At 69.6% G+C, this 25080-nt stretch carries 23 protein-coding genes; 11 read left to right on the top strand and 12 right to left on the bottom strand.

Annotated features, from left to right (window positions below):
- Positions 1–104: 104 nt before the first annotated feature.
- Positions 105–2168, bottom strand: coding sequence for an elongation factor G (locus tag IR212_RS10495; RefSeq protein WP_194395873.1), 2064 nt, complete (start codon positions 2166–2168; stop codon positions 105–107).
- Between the two features lie 921 nt (positions 2169–3089).
- On the opposite strand from IR212_RS10495, the gene IR212_RS10500 reads away from it, so the two are divergent.
- Positions 3090–3590: a MarR family winged helix-turn-helix transcriptional regulator gene (locus tag IR212_RS10500; protein ID WP_228479267.1), complete on the top strand. Its 501-nt coding sequence runs from the start codon at positions 3090–3092 to the stop codon at positions 3588–3590.
- A gap of 511 nt (positions 3591–4101) precedes the next feature.
- Here the strand turns inward: IR212_RS10500 and IR212_RS10505 are convergent.
- The 7 genes from IR212_RS10505 to nrdH all read right to left on the bottom strand — a co-directional run bounded on the left by IR212_RS10505 (position 4102) and on the right by nrdH (position 10992).
- Positions 4102–5163 carry an LLM class flavin-dependent oxidoreductase gene (locus IR212_RS10505; RefSeq protein ID WP_194395874.1) on the bottom strand — a complete coding sequence of 354 codons (1062 nt, stop codon included), beginning with the start codon at positions 5161–5163 and terminating at the stop codon, positions 4102–4104.
- Positions 5160–5792: an alpha/beta hydrolase gene (locus IR212_RS10510; protein ID WP_194395875.1), complete on the bottom strand. Its 633-nt coding sequence runs from the start codon at positions 5790–5792 to the stop codon at positions 5160–5162. Before IR212_RS10510 ends, IR212_RS10505 begins: the two co-directional genes overlap by 4 nt.
- Positions 5789–6730 (bottom strand): VOC family protein, encoded by a 942-nt coding sequence (locus tag IR212_RS10515; protein WP_194395876.1) that lies wholly within the window; start codon positions 6728–6730, stop codon positions 5789–5791. Before IR212_RS10515 ends, IR212_RS10510 begins: the two co-directional genes overlap by 4 nt.
- A gap of 422 nt (positions 6731–7152) precedes the next feature.
- Positions 7153–8127, bottom strand: coding sequence for a class 1b ribonucleoside-diphosphate reductase subunit beta (gene nrdF, locus IR212_RS10520; RefSeq protein ID WP_194395877.1), 975 nt, complete (start codon positions 8125–8127; stop codon positions 7153–7155).
- 46 nt (positions 8128–8173) lie between these two features.
- Entirely contained in the window at positions 8174–10327 is a 2154-nt protein-coding gene (nrdE, locus tag IR212_RS10525; RefSeq protein WP_194395878.1) for a class 1b ribonucleoside-diphosphate reductase subunit alpha, read from the bottom strand.
- On the bottom strand, positions 10312–10755 hold the full coding sequence (nrdI, locus tag IR212_RS10530) for a class Ib ribonucleoside-diphosphate reductase assembly flavoprotein NrdI (protein ID WP_194395879.1): 444 nt from the start codon (positions 10753–10755) through the stop codon (positions 10312–10314). Before nrdI ends, nrdE begins: the two co-directional genes overlap by 16 nt.
- Before the next feature lie 3 nt (positions 10756–10758).
- Positions 10759–10992, bottom strand: a complete 234-nt coding sequence (nrdH, locus tag IR212_RS10535; protein WP_116196298.1) for a glutaredoxin-like protein NrdH — start codon at positions 10990–10992, stop codon at positions 10759–10761.
- Between the two features lie 397 nt (positions 10993–11389).
- Here nrdH and IR212_RS10540 point away from each other — a divergent pair, with 397 nt between their 5' ends.
- Both IR212_RS10540 and IR212_RS10545 read left to right on the top strand, forming a co-directional pair.
- Positions 11390–12598, top strand: coding sequence for an MFS transporter (locus IR212_RS10540; RefSeq protein ID WP_194395880.1), 1209 nt, complete (start codon positions 11390–11392; stop codon positions 12596–12598).
- A 231-nt stretch (positions 12599–12829) separates the two neighbouring features.
- Positions 12830–13825 carry an IS481 family transposase gene (locus tag IR212_RS10545; RefSeq protein ID WP_194395881.1) on the top strand — a complete coding sequence of 332 codons (996 nt, stop codon included), beginning with the start codon at positions 12830–12832 and terminating at the stop codon, positions 13823–13825.
- A gap of 323 nt (positions 13826–14148) precedes the next feature.
- Here IR212_RS10545 and IR212_RS10550 read toward each other — a convergent pair whose 3' ends face one another.
- Positions 14149–14553 (bottom strand): pilus assembly protein CpaE, encoded by a 405-nt coding sequence (locus IR212_RS10550; RefSeq protein WP_194395882.1) that lies wholly within the window; start codon positions 14551–14553, stop codon positions 14149–14151.
- A gap of 25 nt (positions 14554–14578) precedes the next feature.
- Positions 14579–14944 (bottom strand): DUF7882 family protein, encoded by a 366-nt coding sequence (locus IR212_RS10555; protein WP_228479268.1) that lies wholly within the window; start codon positions 14942–14944, stop codon positions 14579–14581.
- 131 nt (positions 14945–15075) lie between these two features.
- Here IR212_RS10555 and IR212_RS10560 point away from each other — a divergent pair, with 131 nt between their 5' ends.
- The 8 genes from IR212_RS10560 (at position 15076) to IR212_RS10595 (ending at position 22211) form a co-directional block, all read left to right on the top strand.
- Entirely contained in the window at positions 15076–15300 is a 225-nt protein-coding gene (locus IR212_RS10560; protein WP_228479269.1) for a hypothetical protein, read from the top strand.
- Between the two features lie 125 nt (positions 15301–15425).
- Positions 15426–16181 (top strand): alpha/beta fold hydrolase, encoded by a 756-nt coding sequence (locus IR212_RS10565; RefSeq protein ID WP_194395884.1) that lies wholly within the window; start codon positions 15426–15428, stop codon positions 16179–16181.
- A 78-nt stretch (positions 16182–16259) separates the two neighbouring features.
- A complete protein-coding gene (locus tag IR212_RS10570) occupies positions 16260–17432 on the top strand; it encodes an acyl-CoA dehydrogenase family protein (protein ID WP_194395885.1) in 1173 nt (390 codons plus the stop codon).
- Between the two features lie 204 nt (positions 17433–17636).
- The gene (locus tag IR212_RS10575; RefSeq protein WP_194395886.1) at positions 17637–18947 is read left to right on the top strand and encodes a hypothetical protein; all 1311 of its coding nucleotides are present in this window, start codon (positions 17637–17639) and stop codon (positions 18945–18947) included.
- A gap of 119 nt (positions 18948–19066) precedes the next feature.
- Complete coding sequence (locus IR212_RS10580) at positions 19067–20338, top strand: DUF445 domain-containing protein (protein ID WP_194395887.1); 1272 nt, start codon at positions 19067–19069, stop codon at positions 20336–20338.
- 91 nt (positions 20339–20429) lie between these two features.
- Positions 20430–20780 (top strand): gamma-glutamylcyclotransferase family protein, encoded by a 351-nt coding sequence (locus tag IR212_RS10585; RefSeq protein WP_228479270.1) that lies wholly within the window; start codon positions 20430–20432, stop codon positions 20778–20780.
- Between the two features lie 76 nt (positions 20781–20856).
- The gene (locus IR212_RS10590) at positions 20857–21744 is read left to right on the top strand and encodes an arginase family protein (RefSeq protein ID WP_194395889.1); all 888 of its coding nucleotides are present in this window, start codon (positions 20857–20859) and stop codon (positions 21742–21744) included.
- Entirely contained in the window at positions 21741–22211 is a 471-nt protein-coding gene (locus tag IR212_RS10595) for a SixA phosphatase family protein (protein ID WP_194395890.1), read from the top strand. Before IR212_RS10590 ends, IR212_RS10595 begins: the two co-directional genes overlap by 4 nt.
- Here the strand turns inward: IR212_RS10595 and hutI are convergent.
- Both hutI and hutU read right to left on the bottom strand, forming a co-directional pair.
- The gene (gene hutI / locus IR212_RS10600) at positions 22200–23390 is read right to left on the bottom strand and encodes an imidazolonepropionase (RefSeq protein WP_194395891.1); all 1191 of its coding nucleotides are present in this window, start codon (positions 23388–23390) and stop codon (positions 22200–22202) included. The two genes, IR212_RS10595 and hutI, sit on opposite strands and share 12 nt — an antisense overlap.
- Positions 23391–23402: 12 nt before the next feature.
- Positions 23403–25079, bottom strand: a complete 1677-nt coding sequence (gene hutU, locus IR212_RS10605) for a urocanate hydratase (protein WP_194395892.1) — start codon at positions 25077–25079, stop codon at positions 23403–23405.
- Position 25080 lies beyond the last annotated feature (1 nt).

The following is a 25080-nucleotide window of genomic DNA, read 5'->3' on the forward strand; positions in this document are numbered from 1 at the left end:
TAGGAATCCGACGGCCCGCTGTCACGCATTCGGCCGATCGTGTCGTGTCGTCGTGGCGGTGCCCGCCATCGGACGATGAGGAGGAGGTCAGCGGTGGGGTTCGCTCAGCGCATGCCGTTCGTCGGCTCGTAGCGGTCCGGCACGATTTCGAGCTCACCCTGACCCGCGGTCAGCGAGCGCAGATCGAGCACGTAACGATGCAGCTCGGCGTCGGGCACCGTGGCCCGGATGCGCGCGCGGCCGTCGTCGCTGCGCTCGGTCGATCCGACGCGGGCCCGGCGACTGGCGAGATCGGTCAGAACCGGGCCCTGCAGCGTCGCGGGGACGGTGACGGTTACGCTCGACACCGGTTCCAGCAGCACGGTGCCCGCCTGCGCCAGCGCCGCCTTCACCCCGAGCGAGGCGGCGGTTCGAAACGCCATCTCGGACGAGTCGACCGAGTGCGCTTTGCCGTCGTACAGCTCGACGCGCACATCGACGACGGGATGGCCCTGCGGGCCACCGGTCGCCAGGGCGTCGCGCGCCCCCTTCTCGACCGCCGGGATGTAGGAGCGGGGAACCGAGCCGCCCACGACGGAGTCCTGGAACTCGAACCCGCCCCCGGGCTCAAGAGGCGAGACGCGCAGCTGCACGACGGCGAACTGCCCATGACCTCCGGACTGCTTCTTCAGCTTTCCCTCGGCGCTCACCGTCCCCGCGATGGTCTCGCGGTACGCGACGGGCGCCGGCGAGGTCGTCACATGCACGCCCAGCACCCGCGCCAGACGCTCCACGGCCACGGCGACGTGGGTGTCGCCGAGTCCGCGCAGGATCGTGGCGCCGCCGGCGCGATCGACCACGAGCGTCGGGTCGTCCGCCACGAGTCGCGCGAGCGCGGTCGTCAGCTTCGCATCGTCGGACTGCGACACCGGTTGCAGGCTCACCGCGTACACCGGGTGGCGGGCGGGCAGCCGCCCCGGCCGCGCGCCCGTGCGCGGCCTGGTCCACAGCAGCGAGCCGGAGGGTGTTCCGGCGAGCTTGGCGACCGCCCCGACCTCACCGGCCCGCAGGGCGTCGGCGGGGAGGTGCTCCGCTCCGCGGAGCCGGAAGAGTGCCGGCATCCGCTCGTCCGCGCCGGTCGTGGCGTTGTGCAGGCGATCTCCCGGGCGCAGCACCCCGGAGAGCACCTTGAGCATGGCGATCTGCCCGACGAACGGATCGGCGAGGGTGCGGAAGACGTGCACCAGCGGCTCGCCCGAGGCGTCGATCGACACCGCCTGCGAGGTTCCGCCCTCTCCCTCGTGATCGACGCCGATGCGGATCCAGCCGTCTCTCGTCCCCGGGGCCGGAGCCAGCGCGCACAGCAGATCCAGGACCCGATCGACGCCCGTCTCCGAGCCCGCGGAGCACAGCAGCACCGGCACGGCCTCGCCGGTGGCGACCTCTCTTGCGAGGGTGCGTGCGAGCTCGTGCGCAGAGGGCTCATCGCCCTCGAGGTAGGCCTCGAGCTGGGCGTCGTCGTGCGAGACGATCTCCTCGGTGGCGTCCTGGTGCAGCCGGTGCTCCTCATCGGCCATGTCGGCGGGGATCGGCTCCTCATGATGGCGCCCGACCTCGTCGTAGACCAGGAGGTGTTCGCCGAGCACGTCAGCGATGGCGTGGAAACCCTGCTCCTCGCCCACCGGGAGCTCCAGCGGCACCAGTCTGGCGTCGAACGCGCTGCGCAGGTCGGCCAGCACGCGGCGGAAGTCGGCGCGGGCGCGGTCCTCCTGCGTCACGACGACGATGCACGGAACGCCGGCCGCCGAAGCGGCGGACCACGCCGCCTTGGTACCGGCGGTCACGCCGTCCACGGCGCTGACCGCCACCATCGCGACATCGGCGATCGACAGCGCCGCATCGACCGCGCCGGCGAAATCGGGATGCCCGGGTGTGTCGGCGAGTGTCAGCGCGGTGATCACCCCGTCGTCGGACGTCCACTCGAGATAGGCCAGGGACAGTCCCAGCGACACCTTCCGGGCGGTCTCCTCGGGCTCGAAGTCGCAGACCGTCGTCCCGTTCTCGACGCTCCCCATCCGCGGAATGGCCCCCGCGCGGTGCAGCATGGCCTCGGCGAGGGTGGTCTTGCCGGCGCCGCTGCCTCCGATGAGCGCGACGGTGCGATGGGTGACAGCAGACGCGGCACTCACGAAGACCTCCCGCGACGGTGCGGATCGACGGTTCTGATCTCCATCGTGTCGGTGATGCCGCGAACGCGCCAGATGCGGAACCGAGAAGCATCACGACCCGGTAGCCGACCGACGGTCGTGACCTCGATCGTGACACGGATGCCGCGAACGCGCCGGAGCAGCGACCGGGGTGAGGACCGGGGGACCGACGCGAGAAGTCGGCGCCCCCGGTAGCCGCGGGCTCGGGACTCGCGGCCGGGGTGCCGGACCGGGGCTCCGGCGTCATCCCCCGCTGTAGAGACAGCGGGAGGCGGCATCTATTACGCGAGTACGCCCAGTTCACCGTGATGCCACCACCCACGGGCGGCACCCCGCGCGGCGCGCCCACACGCCGATCCGGCGATTCCGACCCCGACTCGGTATTGTGGCTCCGGGTCGATTCCCCCCGCACATGTTCGGCCGCGTCATGAAGGCATCCCCAGTGCCGAGCCCCTCCCCAATGGGCGTGTGACACCGCTGCGGGGCGACCCAGGTCCCTCGGCCGCTACAGGCGCTATCTGCAGCGTCCGAGGGACCCCACTGCGCCGGGGGGTGCGCGAGGGGAAGGTCGGTGGCGTAGCCCCAGAATTCCCCAGTCGGCTGGCGCGAGGCCGTTCCCAGAACCCCGCCCCAGCTCGAGCGCAACGCTACCCCGTTCCCGATTCGTCGGACAACGGTGTGACGACGAACGCCCCGGCATCCCCTTCCAGTGGTGGGGGATGCGGGGGCGCCTGGCCGTGGGGGCCTTGAAGTCCCAGTTCTCGTCGGCGGACGTCTCCGGGCCCGGAATCTGCAACTGACTACACCAACTTCGTTGTAGCTGCATCTATTCACGACTTCGATCGACTCTCGGGCTGTCGCCACTGCGGATACGGCTCGTCCTCTCGATAGACTCGCCGCGACATGGCATACCAGGTTCCCCGCATGGATGAGCTCCAGTCGCGAGCCTGGCTTGCCCTCGTGTGGTCGGCGGAGTTGCTGCCGGCAGCCTTGGATGCCCAGCTGCAATCCGATGCGGGCATGACGCATTTCGAGTTCATGGTGCTGAGCACCCTGCAGCAGGCGGAGAGGTCCTCCCTGCGCACAAAGGATCTCGCCGCAGCGGTCAATGCCACCATGCCGCGGCTGTCCCGGGTGGTCGGAAAGCTCGCCGAGCGAGGGCTCGTCGAGCGCGCCGGTGGGGCGGACGACGCCCGTGTAGTCAACGTCCGCCTCACCAAAGCCGGCCGGCGGGAGCTGGTCCGCGCGGTGCCCGCGCACATCGACTTGGTCAAGGAACTCGTCATCGATCGCCTATCGGCTGCGGAGCTCCACGCCCTGGTCGAAATCCTAGAGCCGCTCGTCGGCCGGCTGGACCCTCAGAGCCGGGTGGGGTTCGCCGCCGCGCAGCGCGCAGTCCCCTGACCCAGAACGGGATCAGCGGGACGCCGCCCCTTGAGGATGACGCCCCCTGAAGTCAGTTGGGCAAGGTCGCGTGCGTCGCCAGCCAGGTCGCCGCGGACCGGACCGAGATCGAAGCCGAAGACACCCACTGACGGATGATCCGATGCACGGGAGCATGGCGGGACATGACGCCGGGTGCCGCTCACGCGGGGGTTGTGCTCACGCCGGCTCCGCGGATTACCTGACCTGTGTTGAGGCGGCGACCCGACGTCGATCCGACTACGCGGCGGCTCAGATCGTCGACGAACTGCAGTCGCGAGGCATGTCGCTCCGCGCCATCGCGCGCATCAGCGGCGTCGGAGCAGAGACGGTGCGCCGGCTGACCCTCGACGCGACCGAAGAGCACCGTATCTCCCCTGCGACACGTGCAAGGCTCGAGTCGGCGCGCGTCGCCGCTTGACCAGACCCGCGCGACTCGGCCCGGAAGACAGCGACGGCCAGACCGAGAACCGTGGCCCGCTCCGAACGCATGTCAGGCGGCGGCCGGCCCCGCGGTAGCGGCGCGCACCTGCGGCAGCACCTCGGTCGCGAGGAGTTCGATCGAGCGCAGCGTGTCTCGCTGGCTGAGCCCCCCGAGGCCGACCTGAGCGAGGAATCGCGTGTGGCCGAGCATCTCGTGCTCCCACAGGATCTTGTCGACGATCTCGGCCGGACTGCCTGCGAAGAGGGCGCCACCCGGCCCCGCCCAGGCATCGAGCGTCTCGCGGTCCAATCGGCCACCACGCGGCATGTTCTGCGCGAAGTAGCGGGCGTAATGTGGGAAGAACGTGTCGCGGGCAGCCTGGGTGGTCGCGGCGACGTGGAAGTGAGAGGTGACCCCGAGTCGAGGGATGCTGTGCCCGGCCTGCGCCGCCGCATCCCGATGCAGCGCCGCGAGCGCCTGAAAGCGGGCGGGTGCACCGAGGATGGCAAGGTACATCGGCAGTCCCAGGGAACCCGCACGAGCGGCTGATTCCGGTGTGCCGCCGACGGCGATCCACACCGGCAGGCGCTCCTGGAGAGGACGTGGCCAGACGCCGGCGTCCCGCAGCGATGTCCGCGTCGTGCCCTGCCAGGTGACGAGGTCGCGCTCCCTCACCTGCAGCAAGAGGCCGAGTCGGTCGTCGAAGTACTCGTCGTAGCGCCCGAGCTCCTGCCCGAACAGCGGGAACGACTCGACGTACGCACCGCGGCCGGCCGCGATCTCCGCACGTCCGCCGCTGAGCAGGTCGAGGGTCGCGAACTCTTCGAACAGCCGCACCGGATCGGCGCTCGACAGGACGCTCACCGCGCTTGTCAGGCGGATCCGCTCGGTCTGGGTCGCGGCGGCGGCGAGCACCATCTGCGGTGACGACACCGCGAAGTCGGCTCGGTGATGCTCGCCCACGCCGAACACGTCGAGGCCCGCCCCGTCGGCCACCCGGGCCCACTCCAAGATCTGAGCGAGCCGAGCGTGTGGGGCGATCGGGGCGCCGGTGTCGTCCGCGGTCAGCTCACCGAACGTGAAGATGCCGATCTCGAACCGCGTGGCGGGATCGTCAACACTGCGGGTCATAGGTTCACCATGGCCGTCTCCGCCGCGAGGAACGCATGCACATCCGCCAGCTCCTGCGCGTTGATGCCGTGGGCAAGGTCCGCATAGGTTCGCGCGACTGCGGACGTGTGCGCGGGAAGCCACGCGTCGGTCCGTGCCACCGCGGCGGCGGCGATGACGCGGTCCTCGGAGCCCCGCCCCGAGAACGCGGCAGGACGCGTTTCGCGCAGCTGCGCATCGCCCGGCTGCTCCCCCGCCTGCACGAATGCGCCCAGCATCACAGGCGCGAGGACCCGGGACGGGTCGGTGCGGAGCAGCTGCGACGCCATCAGCCCGCCCTGTGAGAAGCCGATCGGCACCAGGCGTGTGTCCGCCGGAAGGGCCGCGTCCGCCCAAGTCCAGATCGCAGCGGTGGCCGCTGCCACAGCGATGGGGTCGGGATTGCCCGGCTCTCCGATACGGAACCACGCGTGCGTGGCCGGCGCGAGGGCGATCGGACCGCGGAGCGAAGCCCACGGCATGCCCTCCGGCAACGCGGACGCGAGCGTGACCAAGTCGTGCTCGTTCGAGCCGTAGCCGTGGAGGAAGACGGCGACGGCGGGCGCAGCATCCGCTCGCAGATCCTGAGAGGTGACGGCGTGGAGGGTCATCGGGCGAGCACCTCGTCGACGTCGGCGCCGGGAAGGGCGACGGTGACCTGCGTGTTCCACGGGTCCGCGACGACGATGGAACGCCCGTCGTCAGCGAACGGCAACTTGCGGTTGGTCAGCCGGGCGGCGAGCGCGTCGAGATCGTCGCGGCTGGGCACGGTGATCGCGACGTCGCCGAGCCCGAGGCTCGCGCCACGAGGGCCGGCGCCGCCGCTGTTCCACGTGTTCATGGCGACGTGGTGGTGATAGCCGCCGGCCGAGGCGAAGAGCGCACCGGGATACGTGGCGACCGTGGTCTCGAAGCCGAGCGCGTCGACGTAGAACGCGCGAGCCGTGGCGATGTCACCCACCTGCAGGTGGACGTGCCCGACCTTGCCGGCCGTCTGCGCGACCGACCCGGCGGCGGCCTCGTCGAGGAGGTGGCGCTGCAAGTACGCGTTGGGGTCGAGGTACAGCGTCGACATCTGCAGCTCGCCGTTCTCGTAGCGCCACTGCGACCGGTCCCGGTCGACGTACAGCTCGATCCCGTTGCCCTCGGGGTCGGTGAAGTAGAACGCCTCGCTGACCAGGTGGTCACTGGAGCCGGTGAAGCGGCTGCGCGGATCCTGCGCGGCCCGCAGCACCGTTGCTGCCAGCGACGGCTGGTCGTCGAAGAGGAATGCGGTGTGGAAGAGTCCCGCCTGTCGCGGGTCCACCGCCGGCAGTCCCGGCGTGCCGATCAGACGCACCATCGGCGTCCGGCCGCGGCCGAGCACACGGTGCACCTCCCGGCCTCGGGTCCGCTCCTCGAGCGGCTCGAGAGCGAGGGCGCCGGCGTAGTACGACGACATCAGCTCGAGGTCTCCGACGCGGAGGGTGACGGCATCCATCCCCGTCTGCGGGTTCAGGATCCGGTCGGAAGCCGGCGCCGGCTGCGAGAAGGATTCGATGCGGTTCATGATGTCTCCGGTGAGCGAAGTGGATTCGGTTGCATGTACAACCAACTCACTTCGCGGTCTATTCCGCCTCGATCCTGACGCCACTGGATTCGGGTTGTTCTGCACAACTGGGGCGGTGAAGGCACTGGATTTGGGAATGAACCCCCGCGCCTGCCACGATGACGACTTGCACGTCGGACGCGTCGCCGCCTTCGCCCGTGATGTTCGCGTCCAGGAACGTCTCGAAAGGAGCTCCTGTGGACGGCATCGCGACGGTCACGCCCAAGTGACACCACGCTATGGGACTCACCCACGGCCATCGATGTCCATCCGAGTCCTCCTCTGTCTGTCGAGAGAAGGCACGAAAGAGGCCCGGACCCGCAGAATCCTGCGGGTCCGGGCCTCTCAGCCGCCCTATGCGGGCGAAGCGTGATCTGGAACTCCTAGAAGTCCCAGTCCTCGTCTTCGGTCGCCTCCGCCTTGCCGATGACGTACGACGAGCCCGATCCCGAGAAGAAGTCGTGGTTCTCGTCGGCGTTCGGCGACAGGGCCGACAGGATCGCCGGGTTCACATTCGTCACCGTGGCAGGGAACATCGCCTCGTAACCGAGGTTCATGAGCGCCTTGTTGGCGTTGTAGTGCAGGAACTTCTTGACGTCCTCGGTCAGGCCGACCTCGTCGTAGAGGTCCTGCGTGTACTGCACCTCGTTGTCGTACAGCTCGTACAGCAGCGAGAAGGTGTAGTCCTTGAGGTCGTTGCGGGTGGCCTCGTCGACCGTCTCGAGGCCGCGCTGGAACTTGTAGCCGATGTAGTAGCCGTGCACAGCCTCGTCGCGGATGATGAGGCGGATGAGGTCGGCGGTGTTGGTGAGCTTCGCGCGGCTCGACCAGTGCATCGGCAGGTAGAAGCCCGAGTAGAAGAGGAACGACTCGAGCAGCGTCGAGGCGACCTTGCGCTTGAGGGGCTCGTCGCCGCGATAGTACTCCATGACGATCCGCGCCTTCTTCTGAAGGTTCTCGTTCTCGACCGACCAGCGGAACGCCTCGTCGATCTCCTTCGTGGAGCACAGCGTGGAGAAGATCGATGAGTACGACTTGGCGTGCACCGACTCCATGAACGCGATGTTCGTGTAGACGGCCTCCTCGTGCGGGGTGAGGGCGTCGGGGATCAGCGACACCGCGCCGACCGTGCCCTGGATCGTGTCCAGGAGCGTGAGCCCGGTGAACACCCGCATGGTGAGGGTCTGCTCCTCGGGGGTGAGCGTGTTCCACGACTGGATGTCGTTGGAGAGCGGCACCTTCTCGGGCAGCCAGAAGTTGTTCACGAGGCGGTTCCACACCTCGAGGTCCTTGTCGTCCTGGATCCGGTTCCAGTTGATGGCCTGGACGTGGTCCAGGAGCTGGAGCTTCTCGCTCATCGTCGTTCGTCCTTTTCGGTCCCTGAGCTTGTCGAAGGGCAGAGCGTCACAGTGTGCAGGAGACGCACTCGGACATGTCGGTGCCCTCGAGCGCCATCTGCCGCAGACGGATGTAGTAGATCGTCTTGATGCCCTTGCGCCAGGCGTAGATCTGCGCCTTGTTGATGTCGCGCGTGGTGGCGGTGTCCTTGAAGAACAGCGTCAGCGACAGCCCCTGGTCGACGTGCTGGGTGGCGGCGGCGTAGGTGTCGATGACCTTCTCGTAGCCGATCTCGTACGCGTCCTGGTAGTACTCGAGGTTGTCGTTCGTCATGAACGCCGCCGGGTAGTAGACGCGGCCGAGCTTGCCTTCCTTGCGGATCTCGATCTTGGCGGCGATCGGGTGGATCGACGACGTCGAGTTGTTGATGTACGAGATCGAGCCGGTCGGCGGCACCGCCTGCAGGTTCTGGTTGTAGATGCCGTGCTGCTGGATGGATGCCTTCAGCTCGCGCCAGTCGTCCTGCGTGGGGATGTGGTGGCCGGCGAACATCTCCTTGACCTTCTCGGTCTCGGGCACCCAGGCTCGGTCGATGTACTTGTCGAAGAACTCTCCCGACGCGTACTTCGAGTCCCAGAACCCGTCGAACACCTCGCCGCGCTCGATGGCGATCCGGTTGGAGGCGCGCAGCGCGTGGAAGAGCACCGAGTAGAAGTAGATGTTCGTGAAGTCGACGCCCGCTTCGGAGCCGTAGTGGACGTGCTCACGGGCGAGGTAGCCGTGGAGGTTCATCTGCCCCAGACCGATGGCGTGGGAGCGGTCGTTGCCGTCCTCGATCGAGCGGACCGAGCGGATGTGGCTCTGGTCGCTCACGGCGGTGAGCGCACGGATGCTGGTCTCCACAGTCTGCGCGAGATTCCCGCCGTCCATCGCCAGGGCGATGTTGAGCGAGCCGAGGTTGCACGAGATGTCTTTGCCGATCTGGTCGTATGACAGGTCTTCGTGGAACGTCGTCGGCGTGTTCACCTGCAGGATCTCGGAGCACAGGTTGGACATGTTGATCCGGCCCTTGATCGGGTTCGCCCGGTTCACCGTGTCCTCGAACATGATGTACGGGTAGCCCGACTCGAACTGGATCTCGGCGAGGGTCTGGAAGAACTCGCGCGCGTTGATCTTCGTCTTCTTGATGCGCGGGTCATCGACCATCTCGCGGTACTTCTCCGTCACCGAGATGTCGCCGAAGGGCACGCCGTAGACGCGCTCGACGTCGTACGGCGAGAAGAGGTACATGTCCTCGTCGTTCTTGGCCAGCTCGAAGGTGATGTCGGGCACCACCACCCCGAGCGACAGGGTCTTGATGCGGATCTTCTCGTCGGCGTTCTCACGCTTGGTGTCGAGGAACCGCATGATGTCGGGGTGGTGTGCGCTGAGGTACACCGCCCCCGCGCCCTGACGGGCGCCCAGCTGGTTGGCGTAGCTGAAGCTGTCTTCGAGAAGCTTCATCACCGGGATGATGCCCGAGGACTGGTTCTCGATCTGCTTGATCGGGGCACCCGACTCTCGGATGTTCGACAGGAGCAGGGCGACGCCGCCGCCGCGCTTGGACAGCTGCAGCGAGGAGTTGATGCCGCGGGAGATCGACTCCATGTTGTCTTCGATGCGCAGCAGGAAGCACGACACGAGCTCGCCGCGCTGCGCCTTGCCGGCGTTCAGGAACGTGGGGGTGGCGGGCTGGAAGCGGCCGGAGATGATCTCCTCGACGAGATCGGTGGCGAGCTTCTGGTCGCCGTCGGCCAGCGCCAGCGCGGTCATGACGACCCGGTCTTCGAAGCGCTCGAGGTACCGCTTGCCGTCGAAGGTCTTCAGCGTGTAGCTGGTGTAGTACTTGAACGCCCCGAGGAACGTCTCGAAACGGAACTTCTTGCCGTAGGCGAAGTCGTTCAGCTGCTGGATGAACTCGAACGGGTACTTCTCGAGCACGGCCGGCTCGTAGTACTCCTTCTCGACGAGGTAGTCCAGGCGCTCCTTGAGCGAGTGGAAGAACACCGTGTTCTGGTTCACGTGCTGCAGGAAGTACTCCCGCGCGGCGCGCTTGTCCGCGTCGAACTGGATCTTCCCGTCCGCGTCGTACAGGTTGAGCATCGCATTGAGGGCGTGATAGTCCATGCCCTCGAACCGCGCCTGCGTCTTGAAGTCGCTCTCGGTCAGAGTTCCCACCATCGTTCCAATCCCGCGTTCACGCGTTCCACATCTTCAGGCGTGCCGAATACTTCCAGCCGGTACAAGTGCGGCACGTGGCACTTCCGGCTGATGATGTCGCCGGCGAGGCAGAAGTGCTCGCCGAAGTTGGTGTTCCCCGCGGAGATGACTCCGCGGATGAGGCGCCGGTTCCGCTCATCGTTGAGGAACCGGATCACCTGCTTCGGAACGGCGCCCTTCTCGACGCCCCGACCCTGGCCTCCGCCATAGGTGGGCGTCACGAGGACGAACGGCTCGTCGACCACGAGCGGCGGATCCGACGTGAGAAGAGGGATCCGGACCGCCCGGGCGCCCAGCTTCTCGATGAAACGCGCGGTGTTCCCCGACACGCTCGAGAAGTAGACCAGCAGGGGCGCGTCTGTCGCGACGCGCTGCGTCACGACAGACATCGATCAGGCCAGTCGCGACGCGAGTTCGTCGATCTTGTCGGGACGGAAGCCCGACCAGTGGTCCTCATCGGTGATGACGACCGGCGCCTGGAGATAGCCCAGCGCCTTGACCTGCTCGAGGGCCGCGGGGTCCTCCGAGAGGTCGTGGATCTCGTACTCGATCCCCTTGGAATCGAGCGCCCGATAGGTCGCCGTGCACTGCACGCACGCGGGCTTGGTGTAAACCGTGATCGCCATGTCGATTCCGTCTCCTCAGTGCTCCCCCGGTGGCATCCGGTGCGATTCTCCGGCAGTCCCCCCGCCGGGAGTCCAATACTACATATGGGTACCGACATCCGATAGCACCACAAGGGCTAGTAGTTACATCCGTGTGATTTTCCACCGCTCTCCCCACGTACAACACAGGTTGTCCACCGATTCATCCACAGCCGGCGAAGCCTGGAAAACACCTGATTCATGCCGGTCCGGCGCTGCGGCGACCGGCTTCCTCCACAGCGCGAACGTATCGCCGGGCTCGGACATCGGATTCGGCTGTGGAGAGCCGCTTCGGCGTGTCGCCGGCGTGTCGCCGCCCCACCCCGGGCAGGACGTCGGCGGTTCCGCCGGACACCATCGCATGACGTAGCGTTGACAGGTGGCCGGCTACCGGGAACTCCTGCGCACCCCTGGCGTCGCCCGCATCATCGCCGCCCAGCTGACCGCCCGCTTCCCCAACGGCATGATCAGCCTGGTGATCCTCCTGCACATCGAGGGGATCACCGGTTCGTACGGTGCTGCGGGAGTGGTGCTGGCGGCCGTCTCGATCGGCCAGGCCCTCGCCGGACCCGTCACCAGCCGGTGGATGGGCCGCTGGGGCATGCGGCGCGTGCTGACTCTGACGACGGCCGTGTGCGCGGCATCCCTCACCGCCATCGCCTTCCTGATCGTCCCCGTCCCGGTCTACATCGTGCTCGGGTTCCTCGCCGGCGCCTCGACGCCGCCGATCGTGGCCGCCGTGCGGACGATCTACGCGAAGATGGTCAACTCGATGCAGCTGACCGCGCTCTACTCGCTGGATGCGTCGCTGCAGGAGGTCATCTGGATCCTCGCCCCCGTCCTCATCACCTTCGTCGCTACGCAGGCGGGCACGGTGGCCGGGCTGGTGCTGGTGGTGCTGATCCTGGTGTCGGGCGGGACGTGGTTCATCCTGTCGCCCGAGGTGGGACGGGTCCGTATCCCCCGCAGCAAGCGGTCGTTCGGCACGGTGCTCACCCGCCCGGCGATCCTCATCGCGACGGTGATCGGCTTCCTCCTCATCGGGTCGTTCGCCGCGGTGGAGGCCGCGGTCGTCGCGACCTTCGACCACGGGGGGCTCGAGGCCGGGCTGGTGCTGGCGGTCTTCTCGGTCGGCAGCCTCATCGGCGGCTTCGCGTTCGGGCACCTGCCGATGGGTCCGTGGGCGATGGCCCGCCGGCTGAGCGTGGTCGCCCTCGGGCTGGCGCTGACCTCGCTCTGGCTCAACGTGTGGTGGATCGGCGCCACGCTGTTCGTCGCGGGGATCGGCATCGCGCCGGCGCTCGCGGTGCTCTCGGCGGTGACCACGGCGAGCGTCAAGTTCAGCGACACGGCGGAGGCCTTCGGGTGGGTCGGCACCGGCCAGCTCATCGGCGCGGCGGTGGGCTCGGCGGTCACGGGCTTCCTCATCGACGGCCCCGGCGGCGTGACCGCGGCCTACGTCGCAGCGGCGGCGTTCTGCGGTCTCGGGCTCGTCGTGGCCGTCGCCTTCGTCCGCGGCCTTCCGGATCTGCGGACGCGGGGGGCGAGCCCGATCCCCGACACCGAGCCGGTGCCGACGATCGGCTGACCCCTCGCGCCCTTCGGTCCCCGCGACAACAGTCCCCGCGCGCGACTCGCCAAGACACGCCGAACGGATGCCTCCCGCCCGGCGTGTTCTGGCTACTCAAGGCAACGCCCCTAGGTGTGATGTCCAGGGACGTTGTTGCGTGAATCGCGTGTGATCTGCTGACGGGCGAAGGCCTCCCGTTGCGAGAGTGGAGCTGTCTAGGAACCGCTCACGCATCACAGGAGGCCTTCGTTGTCCCACGCTAACGCTGCTCTGACCCCGCGCGCTCGTCTGCGGCTGGCCAAGCTCATCGTCGAGGAGCATTGGCCGGTCGCCGTCGCGGCGAAGATGTTCATGACCTCACCGCCGACGGCGCGCAAGTGGGCGGCCCGGTTCCGGGCCGAAGGGCCCGCGGGAATGATTGACCGGTCCAGCCGGCCGCGCTCGATGCCGGCCAAGACGCCGCCCGCGACAGTGAAACGGATCGTGCGGTTGCGGTGGCGTCGGCGGCTGGGGCCGGTGCAGATCGCCGGCGAGCTCGGCGTTCCCGCCTCAACGGTGCATGCGGTGCTGGTGCGGGCCCGGATCAACCGGCTCAGCCACATCGACCGGGTCACCGGCGAGCCGATCCGCCGCTACGAACACGACCATCCCGGATCCCTGATCCACGTCGACGTCACCAAGTTCGGCAACATCCCCGACGGCGGCGGCTGGCGCTACGTCGGCAAGCAGCAAGGCAAGAAGAACAAGCAGCGCGCCGCCCGCGCCGGCGCCGGATACACCGAGAAAGGGCATCCCAACATCGGCACCGCGTTCCTGCACACCGTCATCGACGACCACTCCCGCGTCGCCTACGTCGAGATCTGCAGCGATGAGCGCGCCGTCACCGCGATCGGCGTGCTCGAACGCGCGGTCGCATGGTTCGCTGACCGCGGCGTCACCGTCGAGCGAGTCTTGTCCGACAACGGATCGGCCTATCGCTCCCACGCCTGGAAAGACGCCTGCGCCATGCTCGGCATCCGACACAAACGGACCCGCCCCTACCGCCCGCAGACGAACGGGAAGATAGAACGCTTCCATCGCACCCTCGCCGACGGCTGGGCCTATGCCCGCTTCTACCCCTCAGACACCGAGCGTCGCGCCGCGCTGCCCGGCTGGCTGCACTTCTACAATCAGCACAGGCGCCACTCCGCCATCGGAGCCCCACCCTTCAGCAGACTCAACAACCTGCCTGGACATCACACCTAGGCCGGGTCACGGTCCCGCGACTCGCCAATACACGCCGAACGGATGCCTCGCCGCCGGCGTGTTCTGGCGACTCGAGGTAACACCGCCGGGCACGGTCCCGCGACTCGCCAATACACGCCGGACGGAGGCCTCGTCCCCGGCGTGTTCTGGCGACTCGAATCAACGCCCCCGGCGTGTTCTGGCTACTCGAGGCAACGCCCCTGGGCCGGGTCACGGTCCCGCGACTCGCCAAGACACGCCGAACGGATGCCTCGCCGCCGGCGTGTCCTGGCGACTCGAGGCAACGCCCCGGCGCAGGGCCCAGCGTGTTCGGCGACTCGAGGTCACGCCAGGCGGCGCAGGAGCTCCAGCACGGCGAGCGCATACGCGTCGGCCGGCTCGGGATGCTCGAAGACCCGCCGCTGTCCGCCCAGCACGATCTCGACCTCATGGGTGTCGGGAAGTCGCCTGAGGGCGCGGAAGGCTCCGCGCAGCAGCTCCCGCAGCTGGTGCTCGTGGGGCAGCCACAGTGCGTCCTCGAGGGCGACGGAATCCAGCGCCCACTCGGTGGTGCCGTTGAAGGCCAGCAGCTTGCCGGTGGCGTACTCCCGTGGCTCGATCGTCATCTCGCTGACCGTGAAGACATCGGCCTCGAACTCGGGCTCGTCGAGCTGGAACCGATCGCCCGACCGCGGGTGCCAGATCAGGCCGGCGTCGCGGAGGGCCATCGCCAGTTCGGTCGAGATCACCAGACCATTCTCCGCGCGCCGGGCGTCACGCGGCGACGGAAGGCACGGGTCGCGCCTTCTCGGGCGGCGACCCGACGCCGGCGGCGCCCGCCGTCTCGTCGTCCCATTCCAGGACCACGCCGCGGCTCGACAAGGCCTCCTCCGCGAGCGTGCGCAGGTACTCGCGGTCGAGCGTCTCGGGCTCGGGCCCGTCGAAGACGAATCGAAGCGGGATCGACGGCTGAATCCACACCGACGTGCGGCCCCGCGCCGGGTCCTCTCCGTGCCGCCACGTCAGCATGAACGACTCGCCGCGACGCAGCTTGGTCGCCGCGAGGACCTTGACGTGTGCGAGCACGTGGTCCGGGATCTCGGCCGGACAAGTCTCGGCTCCGTAGTACAGCTGTGCCATCTCTCCTCCTCCTCCGGGGTGCGCACATCGGGCCACCGTCTGTCAATACCAGTGAACATGATCACTGCTGCTGTGTAATTCACTTGACGTCATGCCCCTTGACCCAGTACCCCCACGGAGACGAAATGACGATGGCGCAGAGCGTCGCAGCGCGCTACCAGGAGGATCGCTCGATCACCACCTGGCACGAGGTCGACAGCGGCTTCTGGGTGGGGAGCGCCGCCGGCGAATTCGTCGGGTCCGTCGAGCGTCTGGGGCGGGCACGATACGTCGCACGCGACGAGGTCAGCCGAGCGCTGGGCGAGTTCGTCGGGCTGCGCCACGCGCGGAACGCCATCGTCGCGCGACACCCGTAGCCGTCACCGGGGAGGCCGAATGCCGCAGAGCGAGACGTCCCCCGCGTGCAGTATCCGCGCGATCGGCGTGCGCACGTCCCGGTTCCCACTTCGCGCGCTGCGGCGCGCGCTCCTAGGCTGAGCGCATGCCTTCTCCCGTGACGCTGCCCCGCCTGTCGTGGGGTGAGGCCGCAGCCCCGCGCCGCGCGCTCCTCGTGCACGGCCTGGGCTCGAACGGCGCGCTCATGTGGCGATACGGCGTCACGCTGGCCGACGCGGGATGGCGGGCGGATGCCGTCGACCTGCGCGGCCACGGATCCGCACCGCGTGTCCTGGACTACCGTCTCGAGGCCTACGGTGCCGACGTGCTGGCCGCACGCCCCGGCGGCGGCCCGTGGGACCTCGTGATCGGGCACTCGCTCGGCGGCGCGGCATCCGTCCTCGCCACCGCGGCCGACCCGGACTGGACGCGAAGGCTCGTGCTCATCGATCCGGCCATCTCGCTGACCGAGCGCGACCGGGACATCGTCCGCGACAGCCAGACCCGGTCCTTCGACGACCCGTCGCAGACGGCGGTGCGCGCGGAGCATCCGGACTGGCACCCGCAGGACATCGAGCTGAAGGCGCTTTCAGCTCAGCAGGCGAGCCGATGGGCGGTCGAGCAGACCAGCGCGCAGAACCCGCGCTGGGATGTGACCGAGGCGGCGCTGTGCATCGGAGTGCCGACGCACGTGATCGCCTCCGACCCGCATGTGTACTCGATCTTCCGAGGGAAGCCCGCCGAGTCCGCCGTCGCGGCGAACCCGCACATCACGGTGTCCTTCGTGCCGGGCGCCGGGCACTCGCCCCACCGGGACCGTCCGGAGGAGACGATGGCGGCGCTGCGGGCAGCGATCGGGTAGAGCTCACCCAGGATCGGCCGCGCGACGAGAACCTCGGACGGCGTCGCCATCGGCACATCCTCGCGGAAGAATGGCGGGGTGACCTCCTTCGATCCGCGCGAGATCCTCGACGACGATCTGCTCGAGCGCTTCCGCACCCGCGCTGCCGTCCACGACCGGGAGAACACGTTCCCCGGCGATGACCTCGCCGAACTGAAGCGCATCGGCTACCTGTCGATCCTCGCCCCGCGTGAGCTCGGTGGAGCCGGCCTGGGCCTGGCCGAGGCATCCGTCCTCCAGCAGCGCCTCGCCGGCGCGGCGCCCGCCACCGCGCTCGCGGTCAACATGCACCTGGTGTGGACCGGTGTCGCCAAGGTGCTGGCTGACCGCGGCGACGATGCGCTGCGGTTCGTGCTCGAGGGCGCCGTCGCGGGCGACGTGTTCGCCTTCGGCATCAGCGAGGCAGGCAACGACCTGGTGCTGTTCGGCAGCGACACGGATGCCGCGCCCCTGCCGGACGGCGGCTACGCGTTCACCGGCACGAAGATCTTCACCTCGCTCGCCCCGGTCTGGACCCAGCTGGGCCTGCACGGGCTGGACACCTCATCGGAGGACGCGCCGCAGCTGGTCTACGCGTTCGTGCCCCGGTCCGAGGTGCAGGCGGGCCGTGTCACGGTGCGCGACGACTGGGACACGCTCGGCATGCGCGGCACGCAGTCCCGCACGACGGTGCTCCGCGACGCGGTGGCACCCGCCGACCGGGTGGTGCGCCGGCTCCCTCCCGGTCCCCAGCCCGATCCACTCGTCTTCGGCATCTTCAGCACCTTCGAGCTGCTGCTCGCCTCGGTCTACACCGGCATCGCCCGTCGCGCCCTCGACCTCGCGGTCGCCGCCTCGCAGTCCCGCACATCGAAGAAGACCGGCCGCGCCTACAGTCAGGACCCCGACATCCGATGGCGGATCGCCGAGATGGCGCTCGCGTACGAAGCCCTTCCGCCGCAGCTCGAATCGCTGGCGCGGGATGTCGACGGACTCACGGACCACGGCGCGCGCTGGTTCTCGCTGCTGGCGGGCGTCAAGCACCGGGCGGTGACGGCGGCGAAGGCGATCGTCGACGACGCGGTCCTGGTCGCGGGCGGCTCGTCGTACTTCAACCGGAACGAGCTCAGCCGGCTCTACCGCGACGTGCTCGCGGGCCTCTTCCACCCCTCCGACCCCGAATCGGCCCACTCGGCCGTCGCGTCCGCGTGGCTCGGGCCCCTCGAGGAGTGAGCGCACCGCTTCCGCCGACGCGGCTGGGGCGATAGAGTTCGCCCGAACCGGACCAGCCCGGTATCAACTACCCACCCTCGCCCCGGCGAGTCCCCGATGACGTGGACCGCAGGTCGGCATCCGCTCTCGACGGTGCCGAGTTGCTCGTGCATCCGATCCCGTCTCCCGGGGCAATCGCGGAGGCTTCCGAGAGGACCGACTGCGATGACCACCTCCGCTGATCCGAGCGAGCGACGAGCGTCGCGCCGCCGCCGGCTGACCGCCCTGCCCGCCACCGTGGGCGCAATCGTCGGGTTGACCGCGACCGCACTGCTGGCCGCCCCCGCCGGCGCAGCGCCGCCGCCGGTCCCCGGTGCCGGCACGTACACGGTCGAGGACGTGAACGAGGTCGACTTCGGCAACGACGGCACCATCGATCAGTCGACGACCGTCACGAAGACCTTCGACCGAAAGGGACGCGTGCTGTCGCATCTCTCGGAGGATCGGCGCCCCGATGGAACGGTGTCGCTGGTGGTGACCACCACATGGGAGTACGACCGCCAGGGGAAGACGCTCGCCTACACGACCGACACGGACTACGAGGGCGACCAGGTGCTCGATGCCCGTCAGCAGGTCCGTTTCGCGTACGACCGCTCGGGCCGGCTGGTGCAGGTCGTTCAGACGTACGACAACGGCGCGGACGGCGTCGATGTCCTCACGACGACATACACGGTGACCTCGGCCAAGAAGCCGGAGATCTCCTCGACGACGGAGTCCGACTACGACGGCGACGGCGTGCCCGACGAGCGAACTGTCGAGACGACCACGTTCGATCAGCGGGGGAACGCCGTGCTGGAGACGAGCACCACCGACAACCGCGCCGACGGATCCATCGAGGTCGAGCGGCGCGTGACGCGCACCTTCGACAAGAACACGCTGATCAGCGAGCTCGACGAGGAGATCCGTCCCTTCTCGTCGTCGTCCCTCACGACGTACACGTACGACCGCAAGGGTCAGTTGACCGGCGTGACGGAGACCTTCGAGCCGTCGGGGTACTCGATTGTCACGACGTTCTCCTTCGACGCGAGGGGCGTCTTCACCGGCTCCACGCGCCTCACAGACGGGAACGGTGACGGTGTCGTGGACGAGGAGATCATCGAGACCGTCGAATCGGACGATCAGGGTCGACCAGTGGTCCGCCAGGTGGACACCTTCGGAAACGGCGATCCCTACCGGGAGACCACGACGTCCGTCTACGACGGCGACTTCCTCGTGGACGAGACCATCACGCTGGACCGGTTCATCGACGGGGTGCCGGAGAACATCGAACGACGGACCTGGGTCATCTCCGACGGGCGCGTCGTCGAGCTCACCTACGCGAACGACGAGGGTGGGGACGGCATCGTCGACTACCTCCTCCGCGCGACCACGGTCTACGACGACCGCGGCGAGGTGGTCTCCTCCGTCACCGAGACGGATCAGGACGGAGACGGGGTCATAGACGTGATCGAGACGCACACCCGCACCGTGCGGTAACGGCTCCCGACGCATGGGCGGCGGGCGCCGGCTCCCCGTCGCCTACCTCGCGACGGCCACCGCCGCAACCACCTGGGCCCACCTCCCCCGCGCGACCGGTCGCGTGCGAGGATGACCCCATGGCGAGGACCCCGACGCATCTGCTGAGCCCCGCCGACCAGGAGCGGCGCCGGGGGCTGCGCACGATGAAGGGTGTGGCGCTGGGAGCACTCGTCTTCATGGCCGTGCTGTTCGCGTTCTCGTTCGCCTTCCAGCAGGATGTGCCGGCCCTCGCCTACGTCCGCGCGGCCGCCGAGGGAGGCATGGTCGGGGCGCTGGCGGACTGGTTCGCGGTGACCGCGCTGTTCCGGCACCCGCTCGGGATCCCGATCCCCCACACCGCGATCATCCCGAGCCGCAAGGACGAGATCGGCCACACCCTGGGCGAGTTCGTCGAGACCGAGTTCCTTCGGGGCGACGTGGTGCGGGCCAAGCTCGAGCAGACCGCGATCTCGGCGCGCCTCGGCGAGTGGCTGAGCGAGCCCGAGCATGCCGAGCGCGTGGCGGCGGAGGCATCGGTCATGGCCGGCAGCGTCGTGCGGGCGCTCAGCGACGAGGAGGTCGGCGACCTGCTGGAGGAGCTCGCCCGCGAGCATCTGATCGCTCCGGAGTGGGGTCCCCCGGTGGGCGCGTGGCTCGGGCGGATCATCGACGCCGGCGGCCACCACGCCGCGGTGGACCTCGCCGCAGACACGGTGTCGGCCTGGCTCGCCGCCAACCGGGCTGCGTTCGGCGGCCTGGTGTCCCGGCGCCTGCCGTCGTGGGTGCCCTCGGTCGCGCATCGCTTCGTCGACGACACGGTCTACAACGAGGCGGTGAAGCTCGTGGCGGCGATCCGCGCCGATCCGCAGCATCCCGCGCGCGTCGCCCTCGACGGCTATTTCACTCGCCTCGCCGAGAACCTGCAGCACGATCCGGCGACGATCGGGCGCTTCGAGGACGCCAAGCTCGCCGTCTTCGACAGTCCCCGCGTGCGCGAGCTCGCCTCGGAAGCATGGACCACCGCGAAGGCCGGGCTGCTGAGCTCGCTCGCAGACCCGGAAAGCGGACTGCGCCGCCGGGCCGCGGAGGCGCTGGCCGAGATCGGCGGGCGATTGACGACGGATGCCGCCCTCCAGCGTCGCGTGGACGGCTGGGTGACCGACGCCGCGGTGTTCCTCGTCGACCGCTACCGCCACGACATCGCCTCGATCATCACCGACACCGTCGAGCGCTGGGACCCGGTCGAGACCACGGAGAAGATCGAGCTCATGGTCGGCCGCGACCTGCAGTACATCCGGCTCAACGGCACGATCGTGGGCTCACTCGCCGGCCTGGCGATCTTCACGGTGGCCCACGCGCTGCTGGGCTGACGAGCGGGAGGGGCGCCGGGTGATCCGGTCGCCGTGTAAACACTCGATGACAGAACGGCGCGGGGCGCTGCGCAGCGGGTTGACTGGAGTCGTGTCCGACGACCTGCGCAGCCAGCTCCTCTTCACCTACGGCACCCTGCAGCACCCCGACGTGCAGCTCGACACCTTCGGCAGGCTGCTCGACGGCGACGACGACGCGCTGCCTGGTTACACCGTCGACTACGCCGAGATCGAGGACCGCCGCGTCGTGGACCTGTCGGGACTCTCGGTGCACCCGGTCGTGCGCGAGACGGGCAATCCCCTCGACAAGGTCGTCGGCAGGGCGCTGCGGGTCACTGACGAGGAGATCGAGGCGGCCGACGAGTACGAGGTCGCGCTGTACCGGCGCATCTCGGTGGTGCTCGCGAGCGGCCGGCGGGCGTGGGTGTACGTGGGGATCTGAGCGCGTGGGCACACCGCCTCAGCTCGGGAACGCCTCGGGACTGTGCCCGCCCCCTGCCGCCCGGTAGCGTCGGATCGTGACGCTTCCGCATGACGCCCTGTGGCCGCGCGCGGGTGCGTGGCCCACGATCGACGAGGGCGAGTGGGATGCCGCGCTCCTCGGCGTGCCCGCCTTCCGCACGTCGCTGTCCCCCACCGGCGCGCATGCGACGCCCGCCGCCATCCGCGAGGCGCTGCGGCGTTACAGTCCCGCCCTCCTCGGTCCGCCCCCGGTGGATCTGAACGAGCGGCTGCGCATCGCCGACGTCGGCGACGTCGACGAGCCGGACGGCCCCGTCGGCGAGGCATCCGTCCGCGCCGCCGTCGCGGCCCTCCGCCGACGCGCGGATCTCGTGATCGCACTCGGCGGCGACAACTCCCTCACGTACGCCGTCACCCAGGGTGCGGGCGCCACGGGTCTCGTCACGATCGACGCGCACTTCGACCTCCGCGACGGCGTCTCCAACGGCTCGCCGGTGCGCCGCCTCATCGAGGACGGCCTCGACCCCCGGCGGATCGTGCAGCTCGGGATCGCCGACTTCGCCAACTCGGTCGCGTACGCCCGCCGGGCGGCCGACCTCGGCATCACCGTGGTGACGATGGACGATCTGCGCCGCCGCGGCGCGGCCGATGTCGTCGCCGAGGCGCTCGAGATCGCCGGCGCAGGCGACGGGCCGGTCCACCTCGACATCGACGTGGACGTGTGCGACCGGGCGGTGGCGCCGGGGTGCCCGGCCTCCGTTCCCGGTGGACTCGCGGCGTGGGAGCTCCGCGCGCTCGTGCGGGCGATCGCGGCGGACGCCCGCGTGCACAGCGCCGACATCGCCGAGGTCGACGCGACCGCCGACGCGCCCGACGGCAGGACCGTCAGACTCGCGGCGCTATGCGTCCTGGAGCTCCTCGCCGGGAAGGCGGTTCTCGCATGATCACGCTGGCGCTGGTGCGACACGCCAAGTCCGACTGGGGCGACCCGGAGCTCGACGACCACGAGCGCCCGCTCAACGACCGCGGGCGGCGCGATGCGCCCCGCATGGCCCGCGCGCTCGCCGACACCGGCTTCCGCCCCGAGATCATCCTCTCCAGCTCCGCGGTGCGCGCCCGCAGCACAGCTCGTGCGTTCGCAGAGGCGCTCGACGTGCGGGTCTCGGTCGACCCCGAGCTCTACGGGGCGCCCGCCGGCGTGCTGCTGACCCGGGCGGCCGGCAGCCGCGGGAGGTCGGTGCTCGTCGTCGCGCACGACCCCGGGATGAGCGTGCTGGCGGCACGGCTCTCGGGCGACGCGATCGGCCACATGCCGACCTGCGCCGTCGCGACGTTCAGGTGGTACGCGGACGACTGGGACGTCGCGACCTCGCTCGACCCGGACGAGTGGACGTTCGACTCACCGCGCTGACGGCTCGGGTGTGACGGCGCGGCCGCCGACCCACACCGTCTGCACGATCGGCACCCCGGGGCGGTAGGCGAGGTGCACGCGCGTCGGGGCGTCGAGCATCACCACATCCGCGCGCATGCCGGGCGCCAGCGCGCCGACGTCGTCGCGCCGCAGCGCACGCGCACCGCCTGCCGTCGCAGCCCACACCGCCTCGGCCGGGGTCATCCCCATCTCCCGCACCGCCAGGGCGATCATGAGCGGCAGGGAGCTGGTGAAGCTCGAGCCGGGGTTGCAGTCGCTCGCGAGCGCGACGGTGACCCCCGCGTCGATCAGGCGGCGGGCGTCGGGGTACGGCTGGCGGGTGGAGAACTCGACCCCGGGCAGCAGCGTGGCGACCGTCTGCGACCCTGCCAGCGCGGCCACATCGGCATCGTCGAGATAGGTGCAGTGGTCGACGGATGCCGCGCCCGCCGCGACCGCCAGCCGCACCCCCTCCCCCGGGCCGAGCTGGTTGCCGTGCACCCGCAGGCCGAGGCCCCGCTCGGCGCCCGCGGCGAGGATCCGGCGGGCCTCCTCCGGCGTGAAGGCGCCGCGCTCGCAGAACACGTCGATCCACCGGGCGTGCGGCGCGCACGCGCGCAGCATCTCGCCGCACACGAGCTCGACGTACTCGTCGCGCCGCTCGGCGTACTCGGCCGGGACGACGTGGGCGCCCAGGAACGTCACCTCGCCCGAGACCTCGGCCGCGAGTCGCGCGAGCCGCTCCTCGTCGGCGACCGTGAGACCGTACCCGGTCTTGATCTCGAACGTCGTGGTGCCCTGCCCGTGCAGCTCCGTCGTGAAGCGCTGCAGACGCAGCCGCAGCTCCTCGTCGCTCGCCGCGCGCGTGGCCGCGACCGTGCGCCGTATGCCGCCCGCGGCATACGGCGTGCCCGCCATGCGCGCCTCGAACTCATCGGCACGGTCTCCGCCGAACACGAGGTGGGTGTGGCTGTCGACGAAGCCCGGGATGACCGCCCGGCCGCCGGCGTCGATCGTCGCGTCCTGGCCTCGAGCCGGCGCGTCCGCCGCCTGCCCGATCCAGGCGATGCGCCCGTCCGCCATCAGCAGCGCCGCGTCGTGGACGGTGCCCAGGGGATCTCCGCCGGCGGCGACGTTGGTCGTCAGCTCGCCGATGTTCGTCAGGAGCGTCGTGGTCACGGCATCCGCCCGTCATCCATCGAGCATCGGGACCTGCAGGCCGCGCTCGCGGGCGACCTCCTTGGCCCGGTCGTACCCGGCGTCGACGTGGCGCATGACGCCGGTGCCGGGGTCGTTCGTGAGCACGCGCTCGAGCTTCTCTGCGGCCAGCGCGCTGCCGTCGGCGACGGTGACCTGGCCGGCATGGATGCTGCGCCCGATGCCCACCCCGCCGCCGTGGTGGATCGACACCCACGCCGCACCGCTCGCCGTGTTCAGCAGCGCGTTGAGCAGCGGCCAGTCGGCGATCGCGTCGGAGCCGTCGGCCATGGCCTCGGTCTCGCGGTACGGAGAGGCTACGGAGCCCGCGTCCAGGTGGTCCCGGCCGATCACGATCGGCCCGGACAGTTCGCCCGACGCGACCATCTCGTTGAACTTCAGTCCGGCGAGATGCCGCTCCCGGTAGCCCAGCCAGCAGATGCGGGCCGGCAGGCCCTCGAAGTGCACCGCGTCGCCCGCCTTGTCGAGCCAGCGCACCAGCCCCGCGTTGTCGGGGAACAGCGCCTTGACCGCCTCATCCGTCTTGCGGATGTCGTCCGGGTCGCCGGAGAGGGCGACCCAGCGGAACGGTCCGCGTCCTTCGGCGAACTGCGGACGGATGTATGCCGGCACGAATCCGGGGAAGGCGAAGGCGCGGTCGAAGCCGCCCAGCTGCGCCTCGGCGCGGATCGAGTTGCCGTAGTCGAAGACCTCGGCACCGGCATCCTGGAATCCCACCATCGCCGCCACGTGCGCGGCCATGCTGCGGCGCGCCTGGGCCGTGAACCCGTCGGGGTCGCGGGACGCCTCAACCTTCCAGTCCTCGAACGCGACGCCCACGGGCAGGTAGGCCAGCGGGTCGTGGGCGCTGGTCTGGTCCGTGACGATGTCGACGATCACCTCGCCGGCGCGGTGGCGACGCAGCATGTCGGGGAAGACCTCGGCGGCGTTGCCGACGACGCCGACCGAGAGGGCCCGGCCTTCCTCCTTGGCCGCCGCCACCCGGGCCACGGCGGCTTCGAGATCGGTGGTGTACTCGTCCAGATAGCCGTGCTCGACGCGGCGGGCGAGCCGCGACTCGTCCACGTCGACGATGAGCACGGCGCCGCCGTTGAGGGTGACGGCGAGCGGCTGGGCACCGCCCATTCCGCCGGCCCCTCCGGTGAGGGTCAGCGTGCCCGACAGGTCGTCGCGCCCGAGCGAGCGCGCCACCGCGGCGAAGGTCTCATAGGTGCCCTGCAGGATGCCCTGCGTGCCGATGTAGATCCACGAGCCGGCCGTCATCTGGCCGTACATCGTGAGGCCGAGCTGCTCGAGGCGGCGGAACTCGGGCCACGTCGCCCAGTCGCCGACGAGGTTGGAGTTCGCGATCAGCACGCGCGGGGCCCACTCGTGGGTGCGGAAGACGCCGACCGGCTTGCCCGACTGCACGAGCAGGGTCTCGTCGGGTTCGAGCTCGTCGAGGGTGCGGACGATCGCGTCGAACGCCTCCCACGAGCGCGCCGCCCGGCCGGTGCCGCCGTAGACCACGAGGTCCTCGGGGTGCTCGGCCACCTCGGGGTCGAGGTTGTTCATGAGCATGCGCTTGGCCGCTTCGGCGCCCCAGCTCTTCGCGGTGCGCTCGGGCTCGCGGGGTGCCCGGACGGTGCGGGTCTCAGTGGGCGTTGTCATG

Origin of the sequence: Microbacterium atlanticum (assembly GCF_015277815.1) — a bacterium.
Taxonomy (GTDB): Bacteria; Actinomycetota; Actinomycetes; order Actinomycetales; family Microbacteriaceae; genus Microbacterium; species Microbacterium atlanticum.